This window comes from Leisingera sp. ANG-S5 (genome assembly GCF_000813925.1).
Lineage (GTDB): Bacteria > Pseudomonadota > Alphaproteobacteria > Rhodobacterales > Rhodobacteraceae > Leisingera.
Map to the genome: position 1 here is coordinate 28,970 of NZ_JWLH01000006.1, position 20,453 is coordinate 49,422.

Below are 20,453 nucleotides of genomic sequence, written 5' to 3' on the forward strand. Positions count from 1 at the left end.
AATTCTTACCATAATCCCTATTACAATCATTTTTCATACCGCTCTGACGCACATGCAAAAAGGCGGCGACAAGCCGCCCAGGAATAATTGACAAAATTAGTAAATTATAATACCCGCCGCGCTCGAAGGAGTTGCGGATGTTTTACGACCTGGCCAAATTGCGCGCGTTCGGCGCCCGTCCCTGCCTGATTGCGGCGGATGGATCACAGCTGACCTATGCCGCTTTGGCAGATGCCGCGGAACAGTTTTCCCGCCAGCTGCCGCAGGACCGGCGGCTGATTGCGATTGAGGCCACCAGCGCTCCGCAAGCCATCACCGCCTATCTCGGCGCGCTGGCCGCAGGCCATGCCGTCATGCCGCTGCCCGCCGGGGATCAGGCCACCGCCGAAAGCCTGACAGACCGCTTCCGCCCCGCCGCCAGCTTCCGCTGCACCGGCGGCACCTGGCAGCTGCTGACCCATGCGCACGAAGCGGCGGAGATCCACCCGGACCTTGCCCTGCTGCTGCAAACCTCCGGCAGCACCGGCCACGGGCGCGGTGTGCGCCTGTCCGCCAATGCCGTGGACAGCAACGCCCGCGCCATTGCGCAATATCTGGAGATCCAGCCCCAGGACCGCGCCGCGCTGATCCTGCCGCTGCACTATTCCTACGGCCTGTCGGTGCTGCACTCGCATCTGGCCACCGGGGCCAGCCTGTGGCTCGCACCCGGTTCGGTCTTGGATGCCGGTTTTGCAGGTGCGCTGACGGCTTCCGGCGCCACCAGCCTCGCAGGCGTGCCGCATCACTTCCGGCTGCTGGACAGCGCGGGCCTGTCCCAGGCGCTGCCGGAAACCATCAAGACCCTGACCGTTGCAGGCGGCGCGATGGAGGCGGATCAAGTCCGAACCTGGGCCGCCCGGATGCAGGCCCGCGCCGGCCGGTTCATTGTGATGTACGGCCAGACCGAAGCGACCGCGCGGATCAGCTACTTGCCGCCGGAGCAGGCATTGGTCCACCCCGGCGCCGCAGGCCGCGCCATTCCCGGCGGCCACTTGCTGCTGCGCGATGCGGGCGGCAATGAAATCACCGCGCCGGAGGGCGAGGGCGAACTGGTCTACAAAGGCCCGAACGTGATGATGGGCTACGCCGAGGGCCATACCGATCTGGCCAAAGGCGCGGAGCTGTCTGAGCTTGCCACCGGCGACCTTGCCCGGCGCGATGCCGATGGGCTGTACCATATCACCGGGCGGCTGTCGCGGATGTCCAAGATCGCGGGCCTGCGCATCGGCCATGACGCCATCGAACGCGCACTGGCTGCCCAGGGGCATGAGGCCGCGGTCTGGGGCGATGACACCCGCATCTCCATCGCCATCTGCGGGCCAGAGGACGGCATCGCCGCGCTGGCCGCCGGGCTAACCGGCGTCGGCCAGCAGCATTTCACGGTAGTACCGCGCAAATCCCTGCCGCGCCGCGCCAATGGCAAGATCGACTATCCGGCGCTCAAGGCGCAGTCTGCCAACCCTGCGCGGTCCAAGGGCGTGCTGGCCGCCTATCAGGCCGCCTTTGCGCCGCAGACCGTTGGCCGCAATGACAGTTTTGCCTCGCTTGGCGGCGATTCCCTGCGCCATGTGGAGCTGTCGCTGGCGCTGGACGAGGCTCTGGGCGGCGCCCCGGCCGGCTGGGAAACCATGCCGATCAAGGAGCTGGAGACCACCGCCCCCGCCCGCGGCAGCAGCCTGCCGTTTGAGCTGGTCGCGCGGGTGATTGCGATCCTCGCAGTGGTCATAGCGCATCAGACCCATTGGCCCACCTACGGCGGCGCCGCCGCGATGGTGATCCTGATGGGGATGAGCCTCGCAGGCTACCGCTGGGAGGCGCTGAGTACTGGCGACATGCGCAGCTTCTTCAAGCCCGTCGCCGCGGTGCTGATCCCCTATTACCTGGTGCTGGCCGGCTATGCCGTGGCCTGGGAGCAGGTGCCCTGGGTCTCTGTCTTCCTGGCCGGGAATTTTGCCCTGACCACGCCGGAAACCCATCTGATGCTGCCCTATCTTTATTGGTTCGTGGAGGCCTACTGGCAGATCACCCTGCTGATTGCGCTGCCCTTTTCCCTTCCGCCGGTGCGGCGTTGGCTGGCGCACCAGGGCGCCTACCGAGCGGGCCTGTGCCTGCTGGGGTTTGCCGTGGCCATCCGCCTGGTCGCGCCGGAGGTCTGGCACATCGGCGGACGGGCGCAGTTCACCGTGCCTTGGGTCCTGTACCTGTTTGCCATTGGCTGGTGCATCACCGCCGCCCGCGGGCTGCGCCAGCAGCTGGTGCTGCTGGGCGCCGCCTGCGTAATCATGCCCGCGGCGGCCTATCTCGGCGGCAACTGGTACGGCGGCTGGATCAAATACATGTGGCTCTTGGCCCTGATTGCCGGGCTGATCTTTATCCAGCGGGTGCCACTGCCGCGCCCCGTTTCCCGCGCCGTCATGCGGCTGGCGCAGGCGGCCTTCCCGATCTACCTGCTGCATCGGCTGGTGCCGGAGGTCCTGATGCCGATGATCGGGCTGGAGGGGCGCAGCGCGCTGGTCAACACCCTCGGCATCCTCGGCGGCATCATCCTGGGGCTGGTTGTGGCCTCAGGGCAGCGGCAGCTGGTGCGCGCTTGGGCCAACGCCCGCGCCCGCCAGCCTGCACTGGCCGAAGCTTAAGCCAGCGCCGCCACGGCTTTGCCAATCCGGCTCAGCGCCTCGCGCAGCTCCGTCTCGGATGTGGCATAGGAAATCCGGAAATAAGGAGAGATGCCAAAGGCGCGGCCCGGCACCACCGCCACATGGTGCTGGTCCAATAGGTGGGCGCAGAAATCCGCGTCCGTTTCCAGCACCTGGCCCTCCGGCGTGCGTTTGCCCAGCACGCCGGCGCAATTGGCAAATGTATAAAACGCCCCCTCTGGCACCGGACAGGTGATCCCCTCCATGCCGTTCAAGGCTGCGACCACCAGATCACGCCGCGCCTGGAAACTGACCCGCCGCTCTGCCAGCACCTCCTGCGCGCCGTTCAGCGCCGCCGCCGCCGCCGCCTGCGAAATGGACGAGGGATGCGAGGTCGATTGCGACTGCACCACCTTCATCGCGTCAATCAGATCCTTCGGCCCGCCTGCGTAGCCCAGCCGCCAGCCGGTCATCGCATAGGCCTTGGAGACGCCGTTGATGGTCAGAACCCGGTCCTTCAGCAGCGGCTCCACCTGCGCCGGCGTTGCAAATTCAAAGCCGCCATAGGTGATGTGCTCATACATGTCATCAGCCATCAGCCAGACGTCCGGATGCCGCAGCAGCACCTCCAACAGCGGTTTGTAGTCATCCGCGCTGTAGCCCGCGCCCGCCGGGTTCGACGGCGAGTTCAGCAGCAGCCAGCGTGCGCGCGGAGTAATCGCTTCCTCCAGCTTCTCCGCGGTCAGCCGGAAGCCAGTGTCATCCCCGCAGGGCACCAGCACCGGCTCGCCGCCGGCAATGCGAATGATATCGGAATAGGAGGTCCAGTAAGGTGTCGGCACGATCACTTCATCGCCGGGGTTGAGGCTGGCCATGAAGGCATCGAACAGGATCTCCTTGGCGCCCGCGCCAGCGATGATCTCGTCCAGCGCATAGTCCAGCCCATTGTCTCGCTTGAACTTGGCCTGGATTGCCTGCCGCAGCGCCAGCGTGCCGCCGAGCGGGGTGTATTTCGTCTCCCCTGCCCGCATTGCGGCGGCAGCGGCCTCCTTGATGTGGTCCGGCGTGTCGAAATCCGGCTCGCCCGCGCCCAGGATGATCACCGGTGCGCCCTGCCGTTTCATCTCTGCCGCCTTGGCGCCGATGGTGAGGATTTCCGAGACCTCAAGCGGATCAAGACGGGCGGCGCGGCGGAACTGGGCCATGGCAAAGACTCCCTGCTAGTTGTTTCCGCTAGATTGAAGCGAAAAACGCACTTCAAAAAAACCGACCCTTTAGGACAGAAACCATTCCAGATTGGCATTTGTCGCGAAGGGCAGCGCCCGCCCCGGTGGGGAGCGGAACACCTTAATCCCGCCTGCCCTTCAACTGCTTGCGCAGCCAGGCTTCCAGTTTCTGCACCGCCTCCGGCACCACCCCGTGCGGGCGCACCAGGAAATAGCGCTTGCGCGACTCCAGCGCCGGCCCCGGTATCCGCATCAGATCGCCTGCCGCAATCTCCCGCGCCACCATGTCATAAGGCACAATCGCCGCGCCCAGCCCCGCTGTGGCGGCTGCAATCACCATCGAGTGCTGGTCGAAGTAACGCCCGTCCTGACGCGGCGCGCCCGCCAGCCCTGCGCGCTCGAACCACTCCGCCCAGGAGCCCGCGCGGCTTTCCAGATGCAGCAGCGGCGCCTGCGCCAGATTTTCCGACCGGTCCAGCTGATAGGCGGCATGAAACCCCGGCGCGCAGACCGGCACCATTTCCTCGCCGAACAGCGGCGCCATATGGGTGCCGGGCCAGTTATCCAGCCCGTAATGCACCGCCAGGTCAAAGTTCTCGCGGGCAAAATCAAACGGCTCCAGCCGGGTGGAGAAGCTCAGCTCCACCTCCGGGTGGCGGGCAAAGAAATCCGGCAGCCGCGGGATCAGCCAGAGGTTGGCGAATGCCGGCAGCACCGCAATTCGCAGGGCCGATCGCCCCGCCCCGGCGGCGGCGGCCTTTTGCAGGGTGGCGCGCAGCCCGGCCAGATCCAGCTCCAGATCGGCGGCCAGCCCCTGCCCCGCCGGCGTCAGCACCACACCGCGGCCTGCCCGCTGGAACAGGTCGAAGCCCAAGTCGCCTTCCAGCTCCTTCACCTTCTTGCTGACCGCGCTCTGGGTCAGCCCCAGCTCCTCGCCGGCAGCAGTGAAACTTTGATGCCGCGCCGCACTTTCAAAACAGCGCAGATGGGTCAGGCTTGGCAAGCGCATCTCAAATCTCCTCCAGCTGCATCAGCAGCCACTCGCGGAACTTGATCAGCGGATAGTCCTCTGCCTGATCCGCAGGCCAGACCAGGAAATACTCGCCCAGGCTCACCGCAGCCCCCTCCATCGCCAGCGCCAGCCGCCCCTGCGCTATCTCATTCTCCGCCAGGAAATCCGGAAGCAGCGCCACCCCCAGCCCATGCACCGCCCCCTGCGTCATGGCGGAGGACTGGTCAAACAGCATCCCCCGCAGCTTTGCCGCGGGCACATCATGCAGGTGAAACCATTGCTCCCAGCAATCAGGGTGGGTTTCCAAATGCAGCAGCGGATAGTTCAGCAGCTCCGCCGGGCTGGCCACCGGCCCCGCCAACAGACCCGGCGCGCAGACCGGCAGCACGTGTTTCGGCATCAGGGGCAGATACTCCACCCCCGGCCAGTCGCGCGTGCCGTAGTGGATCGCCGCCTGCGCGGTGCCCGCGTCAAAGCTGAACGGCAGATTGTGGGTGTGCAGGTTCACCGTGATGCCGGGATGCGAGGCGGCAAATTCCTTGAGCCGCGGCGCCAGCCAATGGAGGCCAAAGGACGGCAGGATTGACAGGGTGAAGCTGCCGCCGTCCGGATTGGCCCTGAGCTTGACCGAAGCCTGCGCCAGCCGGGTCAGGATCATCCTCGCCTCCTTGGCAAAACCGGTGCCCGCCGGCGTCAGCTGCATCCGCATCTGGTCGCGGGCAATCAGGTCCACCCCCATCTGCTCCTCCAGCTGCTTCAGCTGGCGGCTGATGGCGCTTTGCGTCAGCGACAGATCTTCTGCCGCGGCCGAGGCGCTGCCGAGCCGGTCCACGGCCTCCAGCGCCAGCAGCGACGGGATCGAGGGCAGAAAGCGGCGCGGGGCAATCATATGATCTTTGCTCATGGCTTCAGGATTTAGTTTCAATAGCAATCCGCGCCGGAGGGTGCAATTTCTATATCAGACCGACGCCCGGCGGGACATCCGCGCAAAGCAAGCTAAAGTTTTGCTCATGCCCTGCCCTCGCATCATAAGGACACCGACATGCCCCATTCCGACATCCTCGCCGCTGCAGGCCTGACCGAGGCCGAACTGACCGGCGGCAGCCTGACTGTCACCACGCCGGTGGACGGCAGCGAAATCGCCCGCCTGAAAACCCACACCGCGGCAGAGGCCGAAGCGCAGATCGCTGCTGCCAAGGCTGCTTTCAAATCCTGGCGCCTGGTTCCAGCCCCGCGCCGTGGCGAGCTGGTGCGCCTGCTGGGGGACGAACTGCGCAAGGAAAAAGAAAACCTGGGCCGCCTCGTCACCCTGGAATGCGGCAAGATCTACCAGGAGGGCCTGGGCGAAGTGCAGGAGATGATCGACATCTGCGACTTCGCGGTGGGTCTTTCACGCCAGCTCTACGGCCTCACCATCGCGTCTGAGCGCCCCGGCCACGCGATGCGCGAGAGCTGGCACCCGATGGGCACCTGCGGCATCATCACCGCCTTCAACTTCCCCGTCGCGCCTTGGTGCTGGAACGCGGCGCTGGCGCTGGTCTGCGGCGATCCGGTGATCTGGAAACCGTCGGAGAAAACCCCGCTCACCGCCCTTGCCGTGCAGAAAATCTGCGACCGCGCCATGGCGGGTTTTGGCGGGGACGCGCCCGAGGGCCTGATCCAGGTGCTGATCGGCGAACGCGACCTGGGCGAGGCGCTGACCGCCTCCAAGGACGTCGCCATCATCTCCGCTACCGGCTCTGTCCCGATGGGCAAGGCGGTGTCCGCCGATATGTCGAAACGCCTAGGCCGCACCATTCTGGAGCTGGGCGGCAACAACGCGATGATCGTGGCGCCCTCCGCCGATCTGGAAATGGCCCTGCGCGCCATCGTGTTCTCTGCCGTCGGCACCGCCGGCCAGCGCTGCACGTCGCTCCGCCGCCTGATTGTGCACGAGGACATCTATGACCAGCTGATCCCGCGCCTGATCAAGGCCTACGAGGGCCTGCCCATCGGCGACCCGCTGGCCGACGGCACCCTGGTCGGCCCGCTGATCGACGGCGGCGCAATGGACGCCATGGCCAGCGCGCTGGAACGGGCGCAGGCGGAAGGTGGAACTGTGCACGGCGGCGGCCAGGCCCTGACGGGAACCCACGGCGATGCGGCCTATGTGCATCCGGCCATTGCCGAAATGCCAGCCCAGACCGGCATCATGCACACCGAAACCTTTGCCCCGATCCTTTATGTGGTGAAATACTCAGATCTCGACCAAGCCGTTGAAATGCAGAACGAAGTGCCCCAGGGCCTCAGCTCCTGCATCTTCTCCACCGACGTGCGCGAAACCGAATATTTCCTCTCGGCAGCAGGCTCCGACTGCGGTATTGCCAATGTGAACATCGGCCCCTCCGGCGCGGAAATCGGCGGCGCGTTCGGGGGCGAGAAGGAGACGGGCGGCGGCCGCGAAAGCGGCTCCGACGCCTGGAAAGGGTACATGCGCCGGCAGACCAACACCGTGAACTATTCGCGCGAGCTGCCGCTTGCTCAGGGGATCAAATTTGACATCTGATCTGGCGTCCTGCCTCTGGCACCAAACCTGCCAGGAAAACCCCGCCTTCCTGGAGCTTTCCGGGGAGGCTGAAGCGGATCTGGTGGTGATCGGAGGCGGCTATACCGGCTGCTCCGCCGCGCTTAAAGCCGCGGAACTGGGCGCCTCGGTCCACCTGATCGAGGCGGACGTGATCGGCTGCGGCGGCTCCGGCCGCAATGTGGGGCTGGCCAATGCGGGCCTCTGGCTGCCGCCCGAGGACATCAACGCCGCACTGGGCGCAGGGACCGGCAGCCGCCTTTCCCAGCTTCTGGCCGGCGCACCGGCAATGGTGTTTTCGCTGATCGCCAAACACGCCATTCAATGCGAGCCGGAAAACAACGGCACCCTGCACTGCGCCCATGCGCCTTCAGGCCTGAAGGACTTGCAGCGCCGCCACGCCCAGCTCACCGCCATCGGCGCACCGGTGGAGCTGCTGTCGCGCGAAGACGCCATTCAGCGCACCGGATCCGACGCTGTGCACGGCGCGCTGTTCGACCCGCGCGCGGGCACCATCCAGCCGCTGGCCTATGTGCGAGGCCTTGCCCGCGCTGCCGCCACGGCGGGCGCGCAGCTGCACCCCCATTCCCCTGCCACGGCCATCAGCCGCGACGGCTCTGCCTGGCATGTGGCAACGCCCAAGGGCAGCCTCCGCGCCAAGCATCTGATCATGGCCACAAACGCCTATGCCCGCGAGATCTCCGGCTACACCGCGCCGCAGGTTATCCCGGTGCATTACTTCCAGGCCGCCACCGATCCGCTGCCCGGCCCGCTGCTGGACAAGATCCTGCCATTCAAGGAGGGCTGCTGGGACACCGCGCTGGTGATGTCATCCTGGAGGCTGGATCAGGCCGGGCGTCTGGTGATCGGCGGCATGGGCGCGCTCAACCATTTCGGCAGCGCCCTGCACCGCAGCTGGCTGCCGCGCAAGCTGGCAGCGCTCTATCCTGAGCTGAAGGATGTGAAACTGCACGGCCATTGGCACGGCCGTATCGCCATGACCACCGAACACCTGCCCAAGATCCTGGACCTGCAGGGCGGCTATGCCTGTTTCGGCTACTCCGGCCGCGGCATTGGCCCCGGCACCCTGTTCGGGACTGCCATGGCCGAGGCGCTGCTGAATGGTGACTCAGCCTGCCTGCCGGTGCCGCCCGCCAAGGGTCACAGCCTGCCGTTCGCAGGTCTGCGCAGCGCCTATTACGAGACCGGCGCCACGCTCACCCATCTGGTCAGCGACAGATAAGGGGCAACTCCTTGCGCGGAACAAGGCCGAAGGCCGCCGCGCATCGCCGGCGCGCGCCCACGCGGCGGCGATTTGGCTGAGCCAGGCGTTTCGCCGGCAGGTTCTACGGATTTGGCCGGCATAAACTGCCAGACACAACCGCCGGGATCGCCCCCGCGCGCGCCGTCAATACGCGGCTTGCTTCACTTGCAGCCGGCAATCGCCGCGCCAATCTCTTGCAACAGCGCCGGATAGAACTGCGGCCCCGGTTCCAGCCCCGCCCCCAGCGGATCCAGCACAGCGGTGCCGACCGCGGTGCCGTCCAGCACGGTGGCAACCAGCCCCGGGTTGAACTGCGGTTCCGAGAACACGCAAGCCACTTTCAGCTCCGTCACCACATCCCGGATTTCAGCAACCCGTGCCGGGCTGGGCTTCACTGCGTCGCTCAGCGAGATCGCCCCGGCCGCGCTCAGGCCAAAGCCTTGCTCGAAATACTGATAGGCGTCATGGAACACGATGAACGGCTTGGCCCGGAAAGGTTCCAGCGTGGCCGAAACGCTTGCCACGGTTTCCGCGATTTCCTGCTTGCCGGCCTCAGCATTCGCCCGGTAGGCGGCAGCGTTGTCCGGGTCGTGCTCTGCCAGCTCCTCTGCGATCACATCCAGCCAGGCCTGCGCATTGGCCGGCAGCAGCCAGGCATGCGGGTCGGCACCCTCATGGTGATGTCCGTGGGCATCAGCGTGATCTTCATGGCCGTGCTCTCCGGCATGTTCCTCGTGATCATGCCCTTCGTGGCCATCATGACCCGCATGGTCGTCATGGCCTTCAGCGTGGTCTTCATGCCCGTGGTCTTCGTGATCATCATGGCCCGCATGCGCAGCTGCTTCAGCATGCTCCGCATGACCATGATCGCCGTGGCCGTCATGATCTGCATGATCCTCATGCCCGCTGTGGTCATCGTGATCGCCATGCTCCTCCTGATCATCATGCGCATGTGCCTCAAACCGGGCTCCTTCACGGAACGGCAGCACCGTGGTGCCTTCGCTTTCCAGCAGCTCGATCCGGTGCGCATCACCGGCCAGTTCCTCCAGCGGGCCTTCCAGCCAAGGGGTCAGAGCTTCCCCCAGCCAAAACACCACATCCGCCTGGTCCAACGCCCGCGCCTCGGAGGGGCGCATCGCATAGCCATGCGGCGAAGCGCCCGGCGGCACCACAAGGGCCGGCTCGCCCAGACCCTGCATCACCCGCGCCACCAGCCCGTGCACCGGCGCGATATCCGCCGCCACTTGCGGCACCTCTGCCACCGCGGCCCCTGCCCCCGCCAGCAAAGCCACCACCGCTGCACCGCATTTCAAAACGCCAGATTTCCGCATGTCGCGCCCCATGTAATCTTATAACATCACGCCGCTTGATAAACGTCATAACATAACATATCAAGAGGCAAATCCGCCGCCGCGCAGAAGGACCCCCGCATATGGATTCCATCGGCTTTGCCCCGCACGACCACACGAGCTGCATCCAGGACGGGATTGCCGCTGTGGACGCCCAATGCCGGGCAGAAGGCCTGCAGTTCACCCCGGTCCGGCGCCGGGTACTGGAAATCCTGCTGCAGGAGCACCGCGCGCTGGGGGCTTATGAAATCCTCGACCGGCTGCGCGAGGAGGGGCTTGGCTCGCAGCCGCCCGTCGCCTACCGCGCGCTGGATTTCCTGGTGAAAAACGGCTTTGCCCATAAGATCGAGCGGCTGAATGCCTTCATCGCCTGCACCCATCCGGGCGAGAGCCACGCGCCTGTGTTCCTGATCTGCCGCGCCTGCGACGCGGTGGCGGAGGCACAGCGCGAGCCGACCCAGGGCCAGCTCGGCCAGGCCGCCCGCGACGCCGGTTTCGTGATCGAACGCGCGGTGATCGAGGCCGAGGGCCTGTGCCCGAAATGCCAAGAGAAGCCCGCCGCATGAGCAGCCTGATTTCCCTCGACGGCCTCACGGTCGCGCATGGCGGCAACACGGTTCTGTCCGGTGTCAGCCTGTCGATTGCTGCTGGCGAGATCGTCACCGTGGTCGGCCCCAACGGCTCCGGCAAGTCCACTCTCTTGCGCAGCGTGATCGGCGCACAGAAGCCTGCGCGCGGCACCGTCACCCGGACGCCGGGGCTGCGGATCGGCTATGTGCCGCAGAAACTGCATATCGACCCCACCCTGCCGCTGACCGTGCGCCGCTTCCTAAGCCTGCCGGATCGGGTATCTGACACCCGTGCCGCGGAGGCATTGGAGCAGGCCGGCGCCGGAAATCTGGCAGCGCGGCAGATGTCCGGCCTGTCCGGCGGCCAGTTCCAGCGGGTGCTGCTGGCCCGCGCGCTGCTGTGCAATCCGCAGCTGCTGATCCTGGACGAGGCCACCCAAGGGCTGGACCAGCCCGGCTCCGCCGCCTTTTACCAGCGCATCGAAAAGGTCCGGCAGGAGCTGGGCTGCGCGGTGCTGATGGTCAGCCACGAGCTGCATGTGGTGATGGCGGCCTCCGACCGGGTGATCTGCCTCAACGGCCACGTCTGCTGCGAGGGCGCGCCAGAGCATGTCGCCTCCGCCCCGGAATACCGGGCGCTGTTCGGCACCGGCACCCAGGGCGCGCTGGCGCTGTACCGGCATGAGCACAATCACAGCCATGATCAAGGCTGCGAACATGATCACGGGCATCATCACGAGGCTGCCGAATGACCTTGCTGGACGATTTCCTGATCCGAGCCGCGCTGGCGGGCATCGGCGTGGCGCTGGCCGCAGCGCCTCTGGGCTGTTTTGTGGTCTGGCGCCGGATGGCCTATTTCGGCGACGCCACCGCCCATGCCTCGATCCTCGGCGTGGCGCTGGCGCTCAGTTTTGACGTCTCGGTCTTTGCCGGGGTGCTGGCGACCGCGCTGGCAATGGCTACTACGGTTTCGGCTTTGGCGGGGCGCGGCTATGCCATGGACACCCTGCTGGGTGTGCTGGCGCACTCCTCGCTCGCCTTCGGCCTGGTCGCGGTCTCCTTTCTGCAGGGGGTGCGGATCGACCTGATGGCTTATCTGTTCGGCGATATTCTGGCGGTAGGCCGGGCCGATCTGGCTGTGATCTGGGGCGGCGCGGTGCTGGTTCTGGCACTGTTGTGGTGGCGGTGGTCTGCACTGCTGACGGCGACCCTGAACCCGGACCTGGCCCATGCCGCCGGCATTGACCCCCGGCGCGAGCAGATGGTGCTGACCATTGCGCTGGCGCTGGTGGTGGCGGTTGCGATCAAGGTCGTCGGCGTGCTGCTGATTGCAGCGATGCTGCTGATCCCGGCCGCTGCAGCGCGCCCCTTTGCCGCCACGCCGGAACGCATGGCACTGATCGCGGCGCTGCTGGGCATGCTGTCGGCTGCCGGCGGCTTGCAGCTGGCCTTTGCGCTGGACACTCCCGCTGGACCCAGCATCGTCTGTCTGGCCGCCGCCCTGTTTGCCGCTTCCAGCCTCGCTGGTCTGCTGCTGCGGCGCAGCAGCGGCTGATGTTTCTAGCTGCTGGCGCGGCTTGACCGGGCGCCAGGACCGGCCCACGGCAATCCGCCTGCCTGCAAGCCGCAGCCTCAGCTGCCGGTGCGCTGCAGGTCCGGAGCGCCGGTCCATTTGCTGATCGCCTCGGTCAGCGCTTTCTTGTTGATCGGCTTGCTCAGGAAATCATCCATCCCGGCCTGCAGGCACTTTTCCCGGTGCGACTGCAGCGCATTGGCCGTAAGCGCCACAATCGGGCATTTGCTGCCGCCGTTCTCGGCCTCGATCCGGCGCATCTCTGCAGTAGCCTCAAGCCCGTCCATCTCCGGCATCATCATGTCCATCAGAACGATGTCGGGCCGCGCAGCCTCAAACTGGGCAACGGCCTCAAGACCGTTCCTGGCGATGCTGATGTCCAGCGGCGCGTTTTTCAGCATCTTGGTCACAACCAGCTGATTGGTGCGGTTGTCCTCTGCCAGCAGCAGTTTCAGCCGCTGCTCCGGCGGCTCGCTGCCGCGTTCCTGGCTTGCATCAGGTTCCGCCGTCTGGAGAGGCAGGCTCAGCACCCGGTCCAGCACCTGCCGCAGCTGCACAGACCGCACCGGTTTCAAAGCAAACTCACAGGCGCCGATGGCCTCGCAATCCGACCGGCTCAGCGCATGCTCAACCGACGACAGGATAATCAGCGGCACGGTTTCAAATCCCGGCATCGCCCGGATCCGCGCCGCCAGCGCGCGCCCGTCCATGGCCGGCATCTGGAAATCCAGAATCACAAAATCAAAACGTCGGCCGTCCAGCTGCGCATCGGCCAGGATCTCCAACCCCTCATGCGCCGAGGCCGCCAGCGTGCAGGACACACCCCAGGCGCTCAGCCGTTCGGACAGGATCACCCGGTTCAGCTCCAGATCGTCGACCAGCAGCCCGTGCAGCCCGGCAAAGTTCTGCGGGCTGCCCTGCGGAACCGCAGCCGCCTGGCTGCCGGGCCGCAAGGGGAGCTCGATGGTAAAGACCGATCCTTCGCCCGGAACTGACTCCACCTGCACCGATCCGCCCATCAGCGAAAGCAGCTGCGACGAAATCGCCAGCCCCAGTCCGGTGCCCTCAAAGTTGCGGGTGGCGGCGTTGTCGGCCTGCTCGAAGGCCCGGAAAATCTTGCCGATGCGGTCCGCCTCAATGCCGACCCCGGTGTCACGCACCCGCAGCTGCAGCAGATGGCTGCCGGACTCCTGCGCCTTCCCGGTCACCTCGATATAGACATAGCCTTCGCGGGTGAACTTGACCGCATTGCCCGCCACATTGGTAATCACCTGCCGGATCCGGCCCGCGTCGCCCTCAAAGACCTCAGGCAGCGCCGGGTCATAACGCATGGTGATCTCGACGCCCTTTTCCGCCGCCTTTGGCGACAGCAGGGTCACCACATCCTCCACCGCGGTCTGCAGATTGAAGGGCTCGATGGCGAACTCGACCTTGCCGGCCTCGATCTTGGAGAAATTCAGAATGTCATTGATGATCGTCAGCAGCGCCGAGCCGGACTTGGCAATGGTCTCTGCATACATCTGCTGATCATCATCCAGCTCGGTTTCCTGCAGCAGTTCCGCCATGCCGATCACCCCGTTCATCGGGGTGCGGATCTCATGGCTCATATTAGCAAGAAACTCTGACTTCGCCCGGTTGGCGATATCCGCCGATTCCCGCGCCTGCTCCATCGCAAACTCACGCTCGTCGCGCTCGGCAAAGGTTTCTTCCAGTACGCCGACCGAGAAATCCAGCGCCCGGAACTCGCGCGAAGCGTACCACGGCAGCCTTTGCGCCGGGCTGCGCAAGCCGGAGATCGCGTCCGACATCCGCTTGTGGATCATCTGCAGCGGACGCAGTGCCAGCCCGTGCACCAGCAGCAGAACCAGCAGCGACAACACCAGCACCGGCACCACCGTCCAGATAATGATCTGACGCACCGAAGCCGCCACCAGCGCCTCGCCTTCCTGGGTCGACCATTCGACCACCATGGTGCCAAAAACCGCGCCTTCCAGCTCGATCGGGCGTTCATACATCACCCGGCCGCCTTCGGGCGGAGCACCGGCGGCTTCCGCCGACGCCAGCATCTTGCCTGCCGGGCTGCGGATCTGGATGGAGACGATCTGCGGCTTGCGGGTGACGGCCTCAATGAGGCCGGTTTCCAGAACCGGCACATCCTCGACAATGATCGATTCCAGCATCAGCCCGCTCAGCAGCGACACCGTCAGGTCCGCCTGCTCCGCCAGCTGTTCTTCCAGCCGCTGCGCCTCCTGGCGCTGCGCCAGATCGCCGACCACAAAGCCGACCGCCGAGGCCGCCAGCAAGAGCGACAGCACGATCTGGAAAAGGATGCTTGTACGTTTCATAATCTCAACGCGGCGCCCTAAAAGGCCAGGCTGCGCTCCATTGCCCGGCGGATAATGTCATAATCCTGATCGTCCCCCAGCAGGAAGCCGTTCTTCGAAATCCGGCGCACGATCTCCTCGTTTTCCGAGGACAGCATCACTTTGCGCATCGCTTCCAGCACGTTCTCCGGCATCTCTGGCGACGCCAGCCAGGGCTTGGTCACATTATCAAAGGAGGCCAGAACCCGGATCGGAACGCCCTTGGCAATCAGCTTTTTGTAGGTGCTTTCCTTCAAAGCGCCCGCAGTGTAGCGGCCCGCGCCCACGGCCTCGCCCACCAGGTCATGGCGGCCAAGATAGGCAAATTCCAGCAGATCGCCGCTGTTGATGCCGGCTTCCAGCAGATGTTCCTGCGCCAGATAGCGGCCGATGGTCGACAGCTCGTCGCCGAAGGCAAAGCTGAGCCCGGCCAGGTCCGCAACCGACTGCACCGTGCTGTCTGCATGCACCACGATCACACCCTTGAACCGCTTCTGGCCGTTCTGGGATTCCATCGCAATGATCCGGATCTCAGGGTTTTCCTTCATCACATGCACATAGGACGCCGGGCCGAACCTGGAGAAATCCACTTCGCCGTTGGCCAGCTGGCGGATGCCTTCCTCGTATTCCTTGGCGATCTTCAGCCGGATCGTCACCGGCTCTCCCAGCTCCTCGCTCATCCGTTTGGAGAGGAAGGAGAGAAAGGGCTGGTATTTTTTGACCGTTGCGGTTGGTTTATCCGCCGCATAAGTGCCGAAAACCAGATCTGTTCCGGCCAGACCGGCCGTGGGCAATATGGCCGCCATACAGGCAGCCAGAACCGCGGCGGCGGCGGCATGCCTCAGCCGTTTCCGGAAAAGCGCAATGATACCAAAGGTCCACTCAAACAGAATCACGGTTCTCGCCTCCTGAGTCGCATCGGCTCGCACGGCAGGAAGGCCGCGCTTCTTCGTTACATGGCACATGGTTAAGAATACAATGTTAACGCACCTGCAATTCTCGGAAAAATTTTGCGGTTCTTTTATTCTTCGGCCTCTATATTAACCCTTCAGTAAGGTTTTCGTAATCTTTTAGGCAAATTCGCCTTAATTTCGGAACGACACACTCAGCTGGCCCGACAGGAACCACCGTGACGCAGACCCCTATGCTCTCCAGGACCACCCGGTCCCTCCGCCGCTCAGCACAAACCATTGTGCTCACGTCCCTTTTATCCGCGCTCCCGGTTGCGGCCTTTGCCATTCCCTCGCCGGAACTGGTGATCGGCTCGGTCTCTTCGCTGTCCCAGGTCCTGGCCGTAGGAATTGCCATGATTTCCGGTTTGGGCGCTGTCATTGCGGCGAAACTGGGTTTTACCCCCAAACCGGGCGCCTCACCGCGGCGCTACCCGGTCAAGCTGATCTCCGTCCTCGTTCTGGCAGCCATGGCTCTGGCTGCAGGCAACTATTGGCAGTATTCCTCGCATGAGCAGGCTGAGCTGGCAAGACTGCAGGCCACTTTGACACGGCCAGCGCAGTTTGACGGCACCACTATCAAGGACGCCTCGCTCAAGGAGACCAGCTTCTCCAAGCAGGAGGACCACCCGCTGGCGATGAGCACCGCAGACGCGGCGGCAGCGCTGGAGGATGGCGCCACCCTGTTCTATGACATCCGCGAAACCGGTGAGAACGCCATGGGCACCCTGCCCGGCGCCACCCATATCCGCTTCCCGGACTTCGTTGAGAGCCAGCCGGTGCAACCCGGCCAGAAGGTCGTTCTGTTCTGCCACAACGGCAACCGCTCCTCGGAAACCTGTGCCAAGCTGGCGGCGATGGGCATTGACTGCAGCTTCATCGCAGGCGGCATCGAGAAGTGGATCGTCGAGGGGCGCGAGTTCTCCGACAAGGACGTGCAATCCCTCTCAGACTTGCGCGCGATCCCGGAATACCCGGGCAAAGACGTGCTGCTCAGCACCGCCGATTTCGAGGCGCTGCTGAGCACCGAGGACCTGCAGATCGTCGACACCCGCTATCCCGGCGACTTTGAAACCGGCCACTTGCCCGGTGCCATCAACATCCCGATCCGCAAGATGACCACCGCGGACCTGATGGAGCGCATTGCACAGCTGGACCCGGCCAAACCCACCATCGCCGCCTGTTATGACCGCCGCAGCTGCTTCATGAGTCAGGTGCTGGGGCTGGAGCTGTCGCAGCAGGGCATCGACTTCCGCGGCCGCTATACCCTGCCGTGGGAATACTTCGTCGCGCCGAAGCCGAAACCGCATGTGCAGGAATGGCTGGCAGGTCAGCAATCCACCCTCTGGGACAAGGCGATCTCGGCGCTGGCAGCCGCCCTTCTGTGGGTGCATGAGCGCAGCCACATCCTGCTGGGCCTGCTGGCGCTGTCCATCGTGACCCGCATCCTGGTGCTGCCGGTGGCGCTGAAATCCGAACGCGACCAGATCATCACCAACGAAACCGCGGATGAGATGAAGGCGCTGAAGGCGAAACTGGCCCATGACCCGGTGCGCAAGGCACGCGCGGTGCAGGCGTTCTACGCCGACAAGGGCCTGACCCCGATGAAGAACCTCACCGCGCTGTTGTTCCTGCCGGTGATGATGCTGGGCGTCTCCGCGGCGCAAGAAGCCAGCGCCTCGCTGCAAACCCCGTTCCTGTGGATGGCTGACCTCGGCCTGCCCGACCCGCTGTTCATCATGCCGGTGCTGTTCTGCGCGCTCGCTGCCGTCTACCTGCTGTGGGCCGTGGCCAAGACCCCGCGCCAGAAAACTCTGTGGATGGTGCTCGGCATGCCGGCGCTCTTTGCGATGGTGTTCACCCTGACAGCCGCCGCAAACGCCTATCTCTGCTTCAGCCTGACGCTGCTGCTGATGCAGCGCGCCTACGTCACCGGCATGCACCGCAAACTGGGCGAAGCACTGTCCCTGCGCGCCCACAAGCGCCGTCTTGCCAAACTGCCGCGCGGCGTGATCCCGATGGGCTACACCGAGGAGCTGGAGCACGCCGGAAACAAGGCCCTGCGCCTGTCGATCCTGCGCAATGCCGGCCTGCCAGTGCCGGGCGGCGTGATCGTGCGCTCCGACGCAATCCACGACTACCGCGAAATGTCCGGCGCCAAGAAAGACGCCTTTGCCGCCAAGGTCTTTGCCCTTGCAGGCGGCAAACCGGTCGCCGTGCGCTCCTCCGCCAGCAATGAGGACGGCCACGACCAAAGCTTTGCCGGCGTCTTTGAATCTGTGCTCGACGTGACCGCGGACACCATGCGCGCCGCCCTGGACGAAGTTGTGACCAGCTTCTCCTCGGAGCGTGCCGCCAGCTACTCCGGCGAGGGCGACAGCACCGATCAGGGCAACATCGTGGTGCAGGAAATGGTGCAGGCGGAATACGCCGGCGTCCTCTTCACCCAGGACCCGATGGCCCCCGGCATGGCAATGATCGAATGGGTCGAGGGCTGCGGCGAGGATCTGGTGTCCGGCCGCGTCACCCCGACCTCCTTGCGCTTTGGCCGCTACACCGGCCTGCCCGCATCCGAAGATCAGGACCAGACGCTGGACATGGCGCCGCTGCTGGCCCTTGGCAAGCAGATCGAGGACACCTTCGGCTGCCCGCAGGACGTCGAATGGGCCTATGCCAACGGCCAGTTCCAGATCGTGCAAAGCCGCGACATCACCACGCTGTCGCTTGGCACCGAACAGGAACAGACCCGTCTGGCCGAATGGCGCGACCTTCTGGACCATTACGCGGACGCGGACCCGGATCAGACCATTCTGGAACAGGACGAGATGTCAGAGGTCCTGCCCCGCCCCACCCCGCTCTCCTTCTCGCTGATGAGCGAGCTGTGGGCGCCGGGCGGCAGCGTTGACCTGGCCTGCCGGGCCCTCGGCGTGCCCTACGGCCTGCCAGAGGGGCGCGACGGCCACCTCGTCAACCTGTTCGGCAAGACCTATGTCGATGTGGCGCTGAAACAGGGCATGACGCTCAAGCTCACCGCCGCCAAGGCCAAGCAGCTGCGCAAGCAGGCGCATCCGATGATCACCCGCTTCCGCAGCGAAGTGATGCCGGAACTGCGCAACAAGCTGGCGATCTGGCAGGCCGTGGACTACACCGTCCTGCCCCAGGACAAGCTGCTGGAGGCGATCTCCACCCTCAAGGACATGTTCATCCAAGAGGTCTATCTGGAAGCGGAGAAGATCAACATCCTGGCAGGCTTCACCATGGGCGAGGCAGGCACGGCGGCGGCCGGCGACCCGGCCTTGCGCGCGCATCTGATGCACGCAGAGCTGCCCAATGCGCCGTCCAGCCTGCTCGCCTCCTGCACCGGCAAGGATGCCCAGGCCCGCGCCATGCAGCTGATGGGCCACCGCTCAATCTTCGATTACGAACTGTCTTCGCCCCGCTATGCCGAGGCCCCGGCGCTGCTGAACTCCCTGCTCGACAGCACGGTGGAGCCGATCGGCGCCGTGCCGGTCCCGGCCAACCTGCCGGATGAACTGGACGATACCATCGGCATCGCCATCGCCTATCAGGACCTCAAGGAACAGGCCAAGCACGAGGCCCTGCGCGTCGTCGCCGAACTGCGCCGTGCCCTCTTGGCACTGGGCCGGACCAGCGGGCTGGAGGATCTGGTGTTCAGCCTGACCTTCGCGGAGGTTCTGGACAGCAACTGGTCCAACCCGGCCCCCCTGCGCGATCTGGCAGAGGCACGGGCAGAGAAAGAAGCGCTGCGCAAGAAATCCGCGCCCACCGACGTCACCCTGACCCTGCGCGACTGCGAACTCCTGTCGCTCGGCGCCCAGGCCCAGGCGGGCGACGGCACCATGGGCGGCACCTGCGTTGCCGGCAGCGGCAGCGCCACCGCCCGGGTGTTCTGGATGGAGGACGACAGCTGCATCGACCCGGCCGCCTTCGCAGACTTCCGCGACGGCGACATCCTGGTTTGCCGCATGGTCAACCCGGCCTGGCTGCCTTGGGTCCAGCGCTCCGGCGCGGTGCTCAGCGAGGTCGGCGGCTGGCTCAGCCACATGGCCATCGTCGCGCGTGAAAAAGACGTGCTGATGCTGGTCGCCTGCAAGGGCCTCGACAGCCTCAGCCACGGCGAGCAGGTGACCGTCAGCGAAGACGGCAGCATCCAGCCGCTGGAGGAAAAGGGCCTCAAGGTGGTTTCCGCCTGATCCAGCTGGACAGGAAGAACAGAAAAGCCCGCAGCATTTGGCTGCGGGCTTTTTGCATCCGGCGGTCAATCTGCCCGCCATATCCCTTCCCCCTTGCACTTTTGGCAAAGATTGCCATATCCTGTTTCAGCGAAAGGAGCCCGCCCATGGCCACCATGAACGTCTCCCTGCCGGAGCAGATGAAAACTTGGGTCGAGGAACAGGCCCGCGCCGGCACCTATGCCAATTCCAGCGACTATGTCCGTGACCTGATCCGCCGCGACCAGGCCCGCACAGCCGCCATTGCCGAACTGCAATCCGCCATTGACGCGGGCCTTGCCAGCGGCCCGGCGGAACAGCTGACAGCCGAAGGTTTCAAGGCCTCCATGCGCCGCAATGGCTGAGCTGCGCTGGCGGATCCGCCCCGCCGCCCGCGCCGACCTTGCCGCGATCTGGCGCTATGGCTTGGAAACTTGGGGCGAAACGCAGGCCGACGCCTATGCCGACAGCCTGTTTGCTCTGTTCGACTTGCTCGCGGACTTTCCCGAAATGGCCCGCGAACGGGCGGAATTCACGCCTCCGGTCCGCATCCACCCCACCGGTGCGCATCTGGTGATCTACCGCATCGAACAAAACTGCCCGGAAATCATCCGCATCCTGCACGCCCGCCAGGACCTGATGGCGTTCCTTTCAGAATAACACCCGTTCCAGCCTTG

16 protein-coding genes are annotated in these 20,453 nt (G+C 65.1%); 9 read left to right on the forward strand and 7 right to left on the reverse strand.

Features of this window, described 5'->3' with window-relative positions; genetic code table 11:
* Positions 1–137 precede the first annotated feature (137 nt).
* Positions 138–2,675 carry an AMP-binding protein gene (locus tag RA25_RS11655; protein WP_039172453.1) on the forward strand — a complete coding sequence of 846 codons (2,538 nt, stop codon included), beginning with the start codon at positions 138–140 and terminating at the stop codon, positions 2,673–2,675.
* Here the strand turns inward: RA25_RS11655 and RA25_RS11660 are convergent.
* From RA25_RS11660 to RA25_RS11670, 3 genes are all read right to left on the reverse strand, one after another.
* Complete coding sequence (locus RA25_RS11660) at positions 2,672–3,880, reverse strand: pyridoxal phosphate-dependent aminotransferase (RefSeq protein WP_039172457.1); 1,209 nt, start codon at positions 3,878–3,880, stop codon at positions 2,672–2,674. The two genes, RA25_RS11655 and RA25_RS11660, sit on opposite strands and share 4 nt — an antisense overlap.
* A 142-nt stretch (positions 3,881–4,022) precedes the next feature.
* Complete coding sequence (locus RA25_RS11665) at positions 4,023–4,910, reverse strand: LysR substrate-binding domain-containing protein (protein WP_039172460.1); 888 nt, start codon at positions 4,908–4,910, stop codon at positions 4,023–4,025.
* Between the two features lies 1 nt (position 4,911).
* Entirely contained in the window at positions 4,912–5,817 is a 906-nt protein-coding gene (locus tag RA25_RS11670; protein ID WP_082023063.1) for a LysR substrate-binding domain-containing protein, read from the reverse strand.
* Between the two features lie 138 nt (positions 5,818–5,955).
* Here RA25_RS11670 and amaB point away from each other — a divergent pair, with 138 nt between their 5' ends.
* Positions 5,956–7,458 (forward strand): L-piperidine-6-carboxylate dehydrogenase, encoded by a 1,503-nt coding sequence (gene amaB / locus RA25_RS11675; protein ID WP_039172462.1) that lies wholly within the window; start codon positions 5,956–5,958, stop codon positions 7,456–7,458.
* Positions 7,448–8,719: an NAD(P)/FAD-dependent oxidoreductase gene (locus RA25_RS11680; RefSeq protein WP_039172465.1), complete on the forward strand. Its 1,272-nt coding sequence runs from the start codon at positions 7,448–7,450 to the stop codon at positions 8,717–8,719. The genes amaB and RA25_RS11680 overlap by 11 nt, the downstream gene beginning before the upstream one ends.
* 182 nt (positions 8,720–8,901) lie before the next feature.
* Here the strand turns inward: RA25_RS11680 and RA25_RS11685 are convergent, their stop codons facing one another.
* Entirely contained in the window at positions 8,902–10,071 is a 1,170-nt protein-coding gene (locus tag RA25_RS11685; RefSeq protein ID WP_241477401.1) for a zinc ABC transporter substrate-binding protein, read from the reverse strand.
* 101 nt (positions 10,072–10,172) lie between these two features.
* Between RA25_RS11685 and RA25_RS11690 the strand changes: the two genes are divergently transcribed.
* The 3 genes from RA25_RS11690 to RA25_RS11700 are packed head-to-tail and all read left to right on the forward strand — an operon-like array spanning position 10,173 to position 12,213.
* Entirely contained in the window at positions 10,173–10,655 is a 483-nt protein-coding gene (locus RA25_RS11690) for a Fur family transcriptional regulator (RefSeq protein ID WP_039152333.1), read from the forward strand.
* Positions 10,652–11,410 carry an ATP-binding cassette domain-containing protein gene (locus RA25_RS11695; protein WP_039172471.1) on the forward strand — a complete coding sequence of 253 codons (759 nt, stop codon included), beginning with the start codon at positions 10,652–10,654 and terminating at the stop codon, positions 11,408–11,410. The genes RA25_RS11690 and RA25_RS11695 overlap by 4 nt, the downstream gene beginning before the upstream one ends.
* Positions 11,407–12,213, forward strand: a complete 807-nt coding sequence (locus RA25_RS11700) for a metal ABC transporter permease (protein ID WP_039172474.1) — start codon at positions 11,407–11,409, stop codon at positions 12,211–12,213. Before RA25_RS11695 ends, RA25_RS11700 begins: the two co-directional genes overlap by 4 nt.
* Positions 12,214–12,290: 77 nt before the next feature.
* Here the strand turns inward: RA25_RS11700 and RA25_RS11705 are convergent, their stop codons facing one another.
* Both RA25_RS11705 and RA25_RS11710 read right to left on the reverse strand, forming a co-directional pair.
* Positions 12,291–14,576, reverse strand: a complete 2,286-nt coding sequence (locus RA25_RS11705) for a response regulator (protein WP_039172478.1) — start codon at positions 14,574–14,576, stop codon at positions 12,291–12,293.
* 17 nt (positions 14,577–14,593) lie between these two features.
* Positions 14,594–15,490: a PhnD/SsuA/transferrin family substrate-binding protein gene (locus RA25_RS11710; RefSeq protein ID WP_039152388.1), complete on the reverse strand. Its 897-nt coding sequence runs from the start codon at positions 15,488–15,490 to the stop codon at positions 14,594–14,596.
* Positions 15,491–15,738: 248 nt separating this feature from the next.
* On the opposite strand from RA25_RS11710, the gene RA25_RS11715 reads away from it, so the two are divergent.
* Positions 15,739–19,758 (forward strand): PEP/pyruvate-binding domain-containing protein, encoded by a 4,020-nt coding sequence (locus RA25_RS11715; RefSeq protein ID WP_039172482.1) that lies wholly within the window; start codon positions 15,739–15,741, stop codon positions 19,756–19,758.
* On the opposite strand, the gene RA25_RS22995 is transcribed toward RA25_RS11715, so the two are convergent.
* Entirely contained in the window at positions 19,739–19,915 is a 177-nt protein-coding gene (locus RA25_RS22995) for a hypothetical protein (RefSeq protein ID WP_156131910.1), read from the reverse strand. The two genes, RA25_RS11715 and RA25_RS22995, sit on opposite strands and share 20 nt — an antisense overlap.
* On the opposite strand from RA25_RS22995, the gene RA25_RS11720 reads away from it, so the two are divergent.
* Both RA25_RS11720 and RA25_RS11725 read left to right on the forward strand, forming a co-directional pair.
* Entirely contained in the window at positions 19,905–20,141 is a 237-nt protein-coding gene (locus RA25_RS11720; RefSeq protein WP_039172485.1) for a type II toxin-antitoxin system ParD family antitoxin, read from the forward strand. The genes RA25_RS22995 and RA25_RS11720 overlap by 11 nt on opposite strands.
* Positions 20,134–20,436 carry a type II toxin-antitoxin system RelE/ParE family toxin gene (locus tag RA25_RS11725; protein ID WP_019294475.1) on the forward strand — a complete coding sequence of 101 codons (303 nt, stop codon included), beginning with the start codon at positions 20,134–20,136 and terminating at the stop codon, positions 20,434–20,436. The genes RA25_RS11720 and RA25_RS11725 overlap by 8 nt, the downstream gene beginning before the upstream one ends.
* Positions 20,437–20,453 lie beyond the last annotated feature (17 nt).

What these genes read in the sequence shown, in the direction of transcription:
- RA25_RS11655 (WP_039172453.1), top strand. Translation starts at nt 138, where the DNA reads ATGTTTTACGACCTGGCCAAATTGCGCGCGTTCGGCGCCCGTCCCTGC.
- RA25_RS11660 (WP_039172457.1), bottom strand. Translation starts at nt 3,880, where the DNA reads ATGGCCCAGTTCCGCCGCGCCGCCCGTCTTGATCCGCTTGAGGTCTCG.
- RA25_RS11665 (WP_039172460.1), bottom strand. Translation starts at nt 4,910, where the DNA reads ATGCGCTTGCCAAGCCTGACCCATCTGCGCTGTTTTGAAAGTGCGGCG.
- RA25_RS11670 (WP_082023063.1), bottom strand. Translation starts at nt 5,817, where the DNA reads ATGAGCAAAGATCATATGATTGCCCCGCGCCGCTTTCTGCCCTCGATC.
- amaB (WP_039172462.1), top strand. Translation starts at nt 5,956, where the DNA reads ATGCCCCATTCCGACATCCTCGCCGCTGCAGGCCTGACCGAGGCCGAA.
- RA25_RS11685 (WP_241477401.1), bottom strand. Translation starts at nt 10,071, where the DNA reads ATGCGGAAATCTGGCGTTTTGAAATGCGGTGCAGCGGTGGTGGCTTTG.
- RA25_RS11690 (WP_039152333.1), top strand. Translation starts at nt 10,173, where the DNA reads ATGGATTCCATCGGCTTTGCCCCGCACGACCACACGAGCTGCATCCAG.
- RA25_RS11695 (WP_039172471.1), top strand. Translation starts at nt 10,652, where the DNA reads ATGAGCAGCCTGATTTCCCTCGACGGCCTCACGGTCGCGCATGGCGGC.
- RA25_RS11700 (WP_039172474.1), top strand. Translation starts at nt 11,407, where the DNA reads ATGACCTTGCTGGACGATTTCCTGATCCGAGCCGCGCTGGCGGGCATC.
- RA25_RS11705 (WP_039172478.1), bottom strand. Translation starts at nt 14,576, where the DNA reads ATGAAACGTACAAGCATCCTTTTCCAGATCGTGCTGTCGCTCTTGCTG.
- RA25_RS11715 (WP_039172482.1), top strand. Translation starts at nt 15,739, where the DNA reads ATGCTCTCCAGGACCACCCGGTCCCTCCGCCGCTCAGCACAAACCATT.
- RA25_RS11720 (WP_039172485.1), top strand. Translation starts at nt 19,905, where the DNA reads ATGGCCACCATGAACGTCTCCCTGCCGGAGCAGATGAAAACTTGGGTC.
- RA25_RS22995 (WP_156131910.1), bottom strand. Translation starts at nt 19,915, where the DNA reads ATGGTGGCCATGGGCGGGCTCCTTTCGCTGAAACAGGATATGGCAATC.
- RA25_RS11725 (WP_019294475.1), top strand. Translation starts at nt 20,134, where the DNA reads ATGGCTGAGCTGCGCTGGCGGATCCGCCCCGCCGCCCGCGCCGACCTT.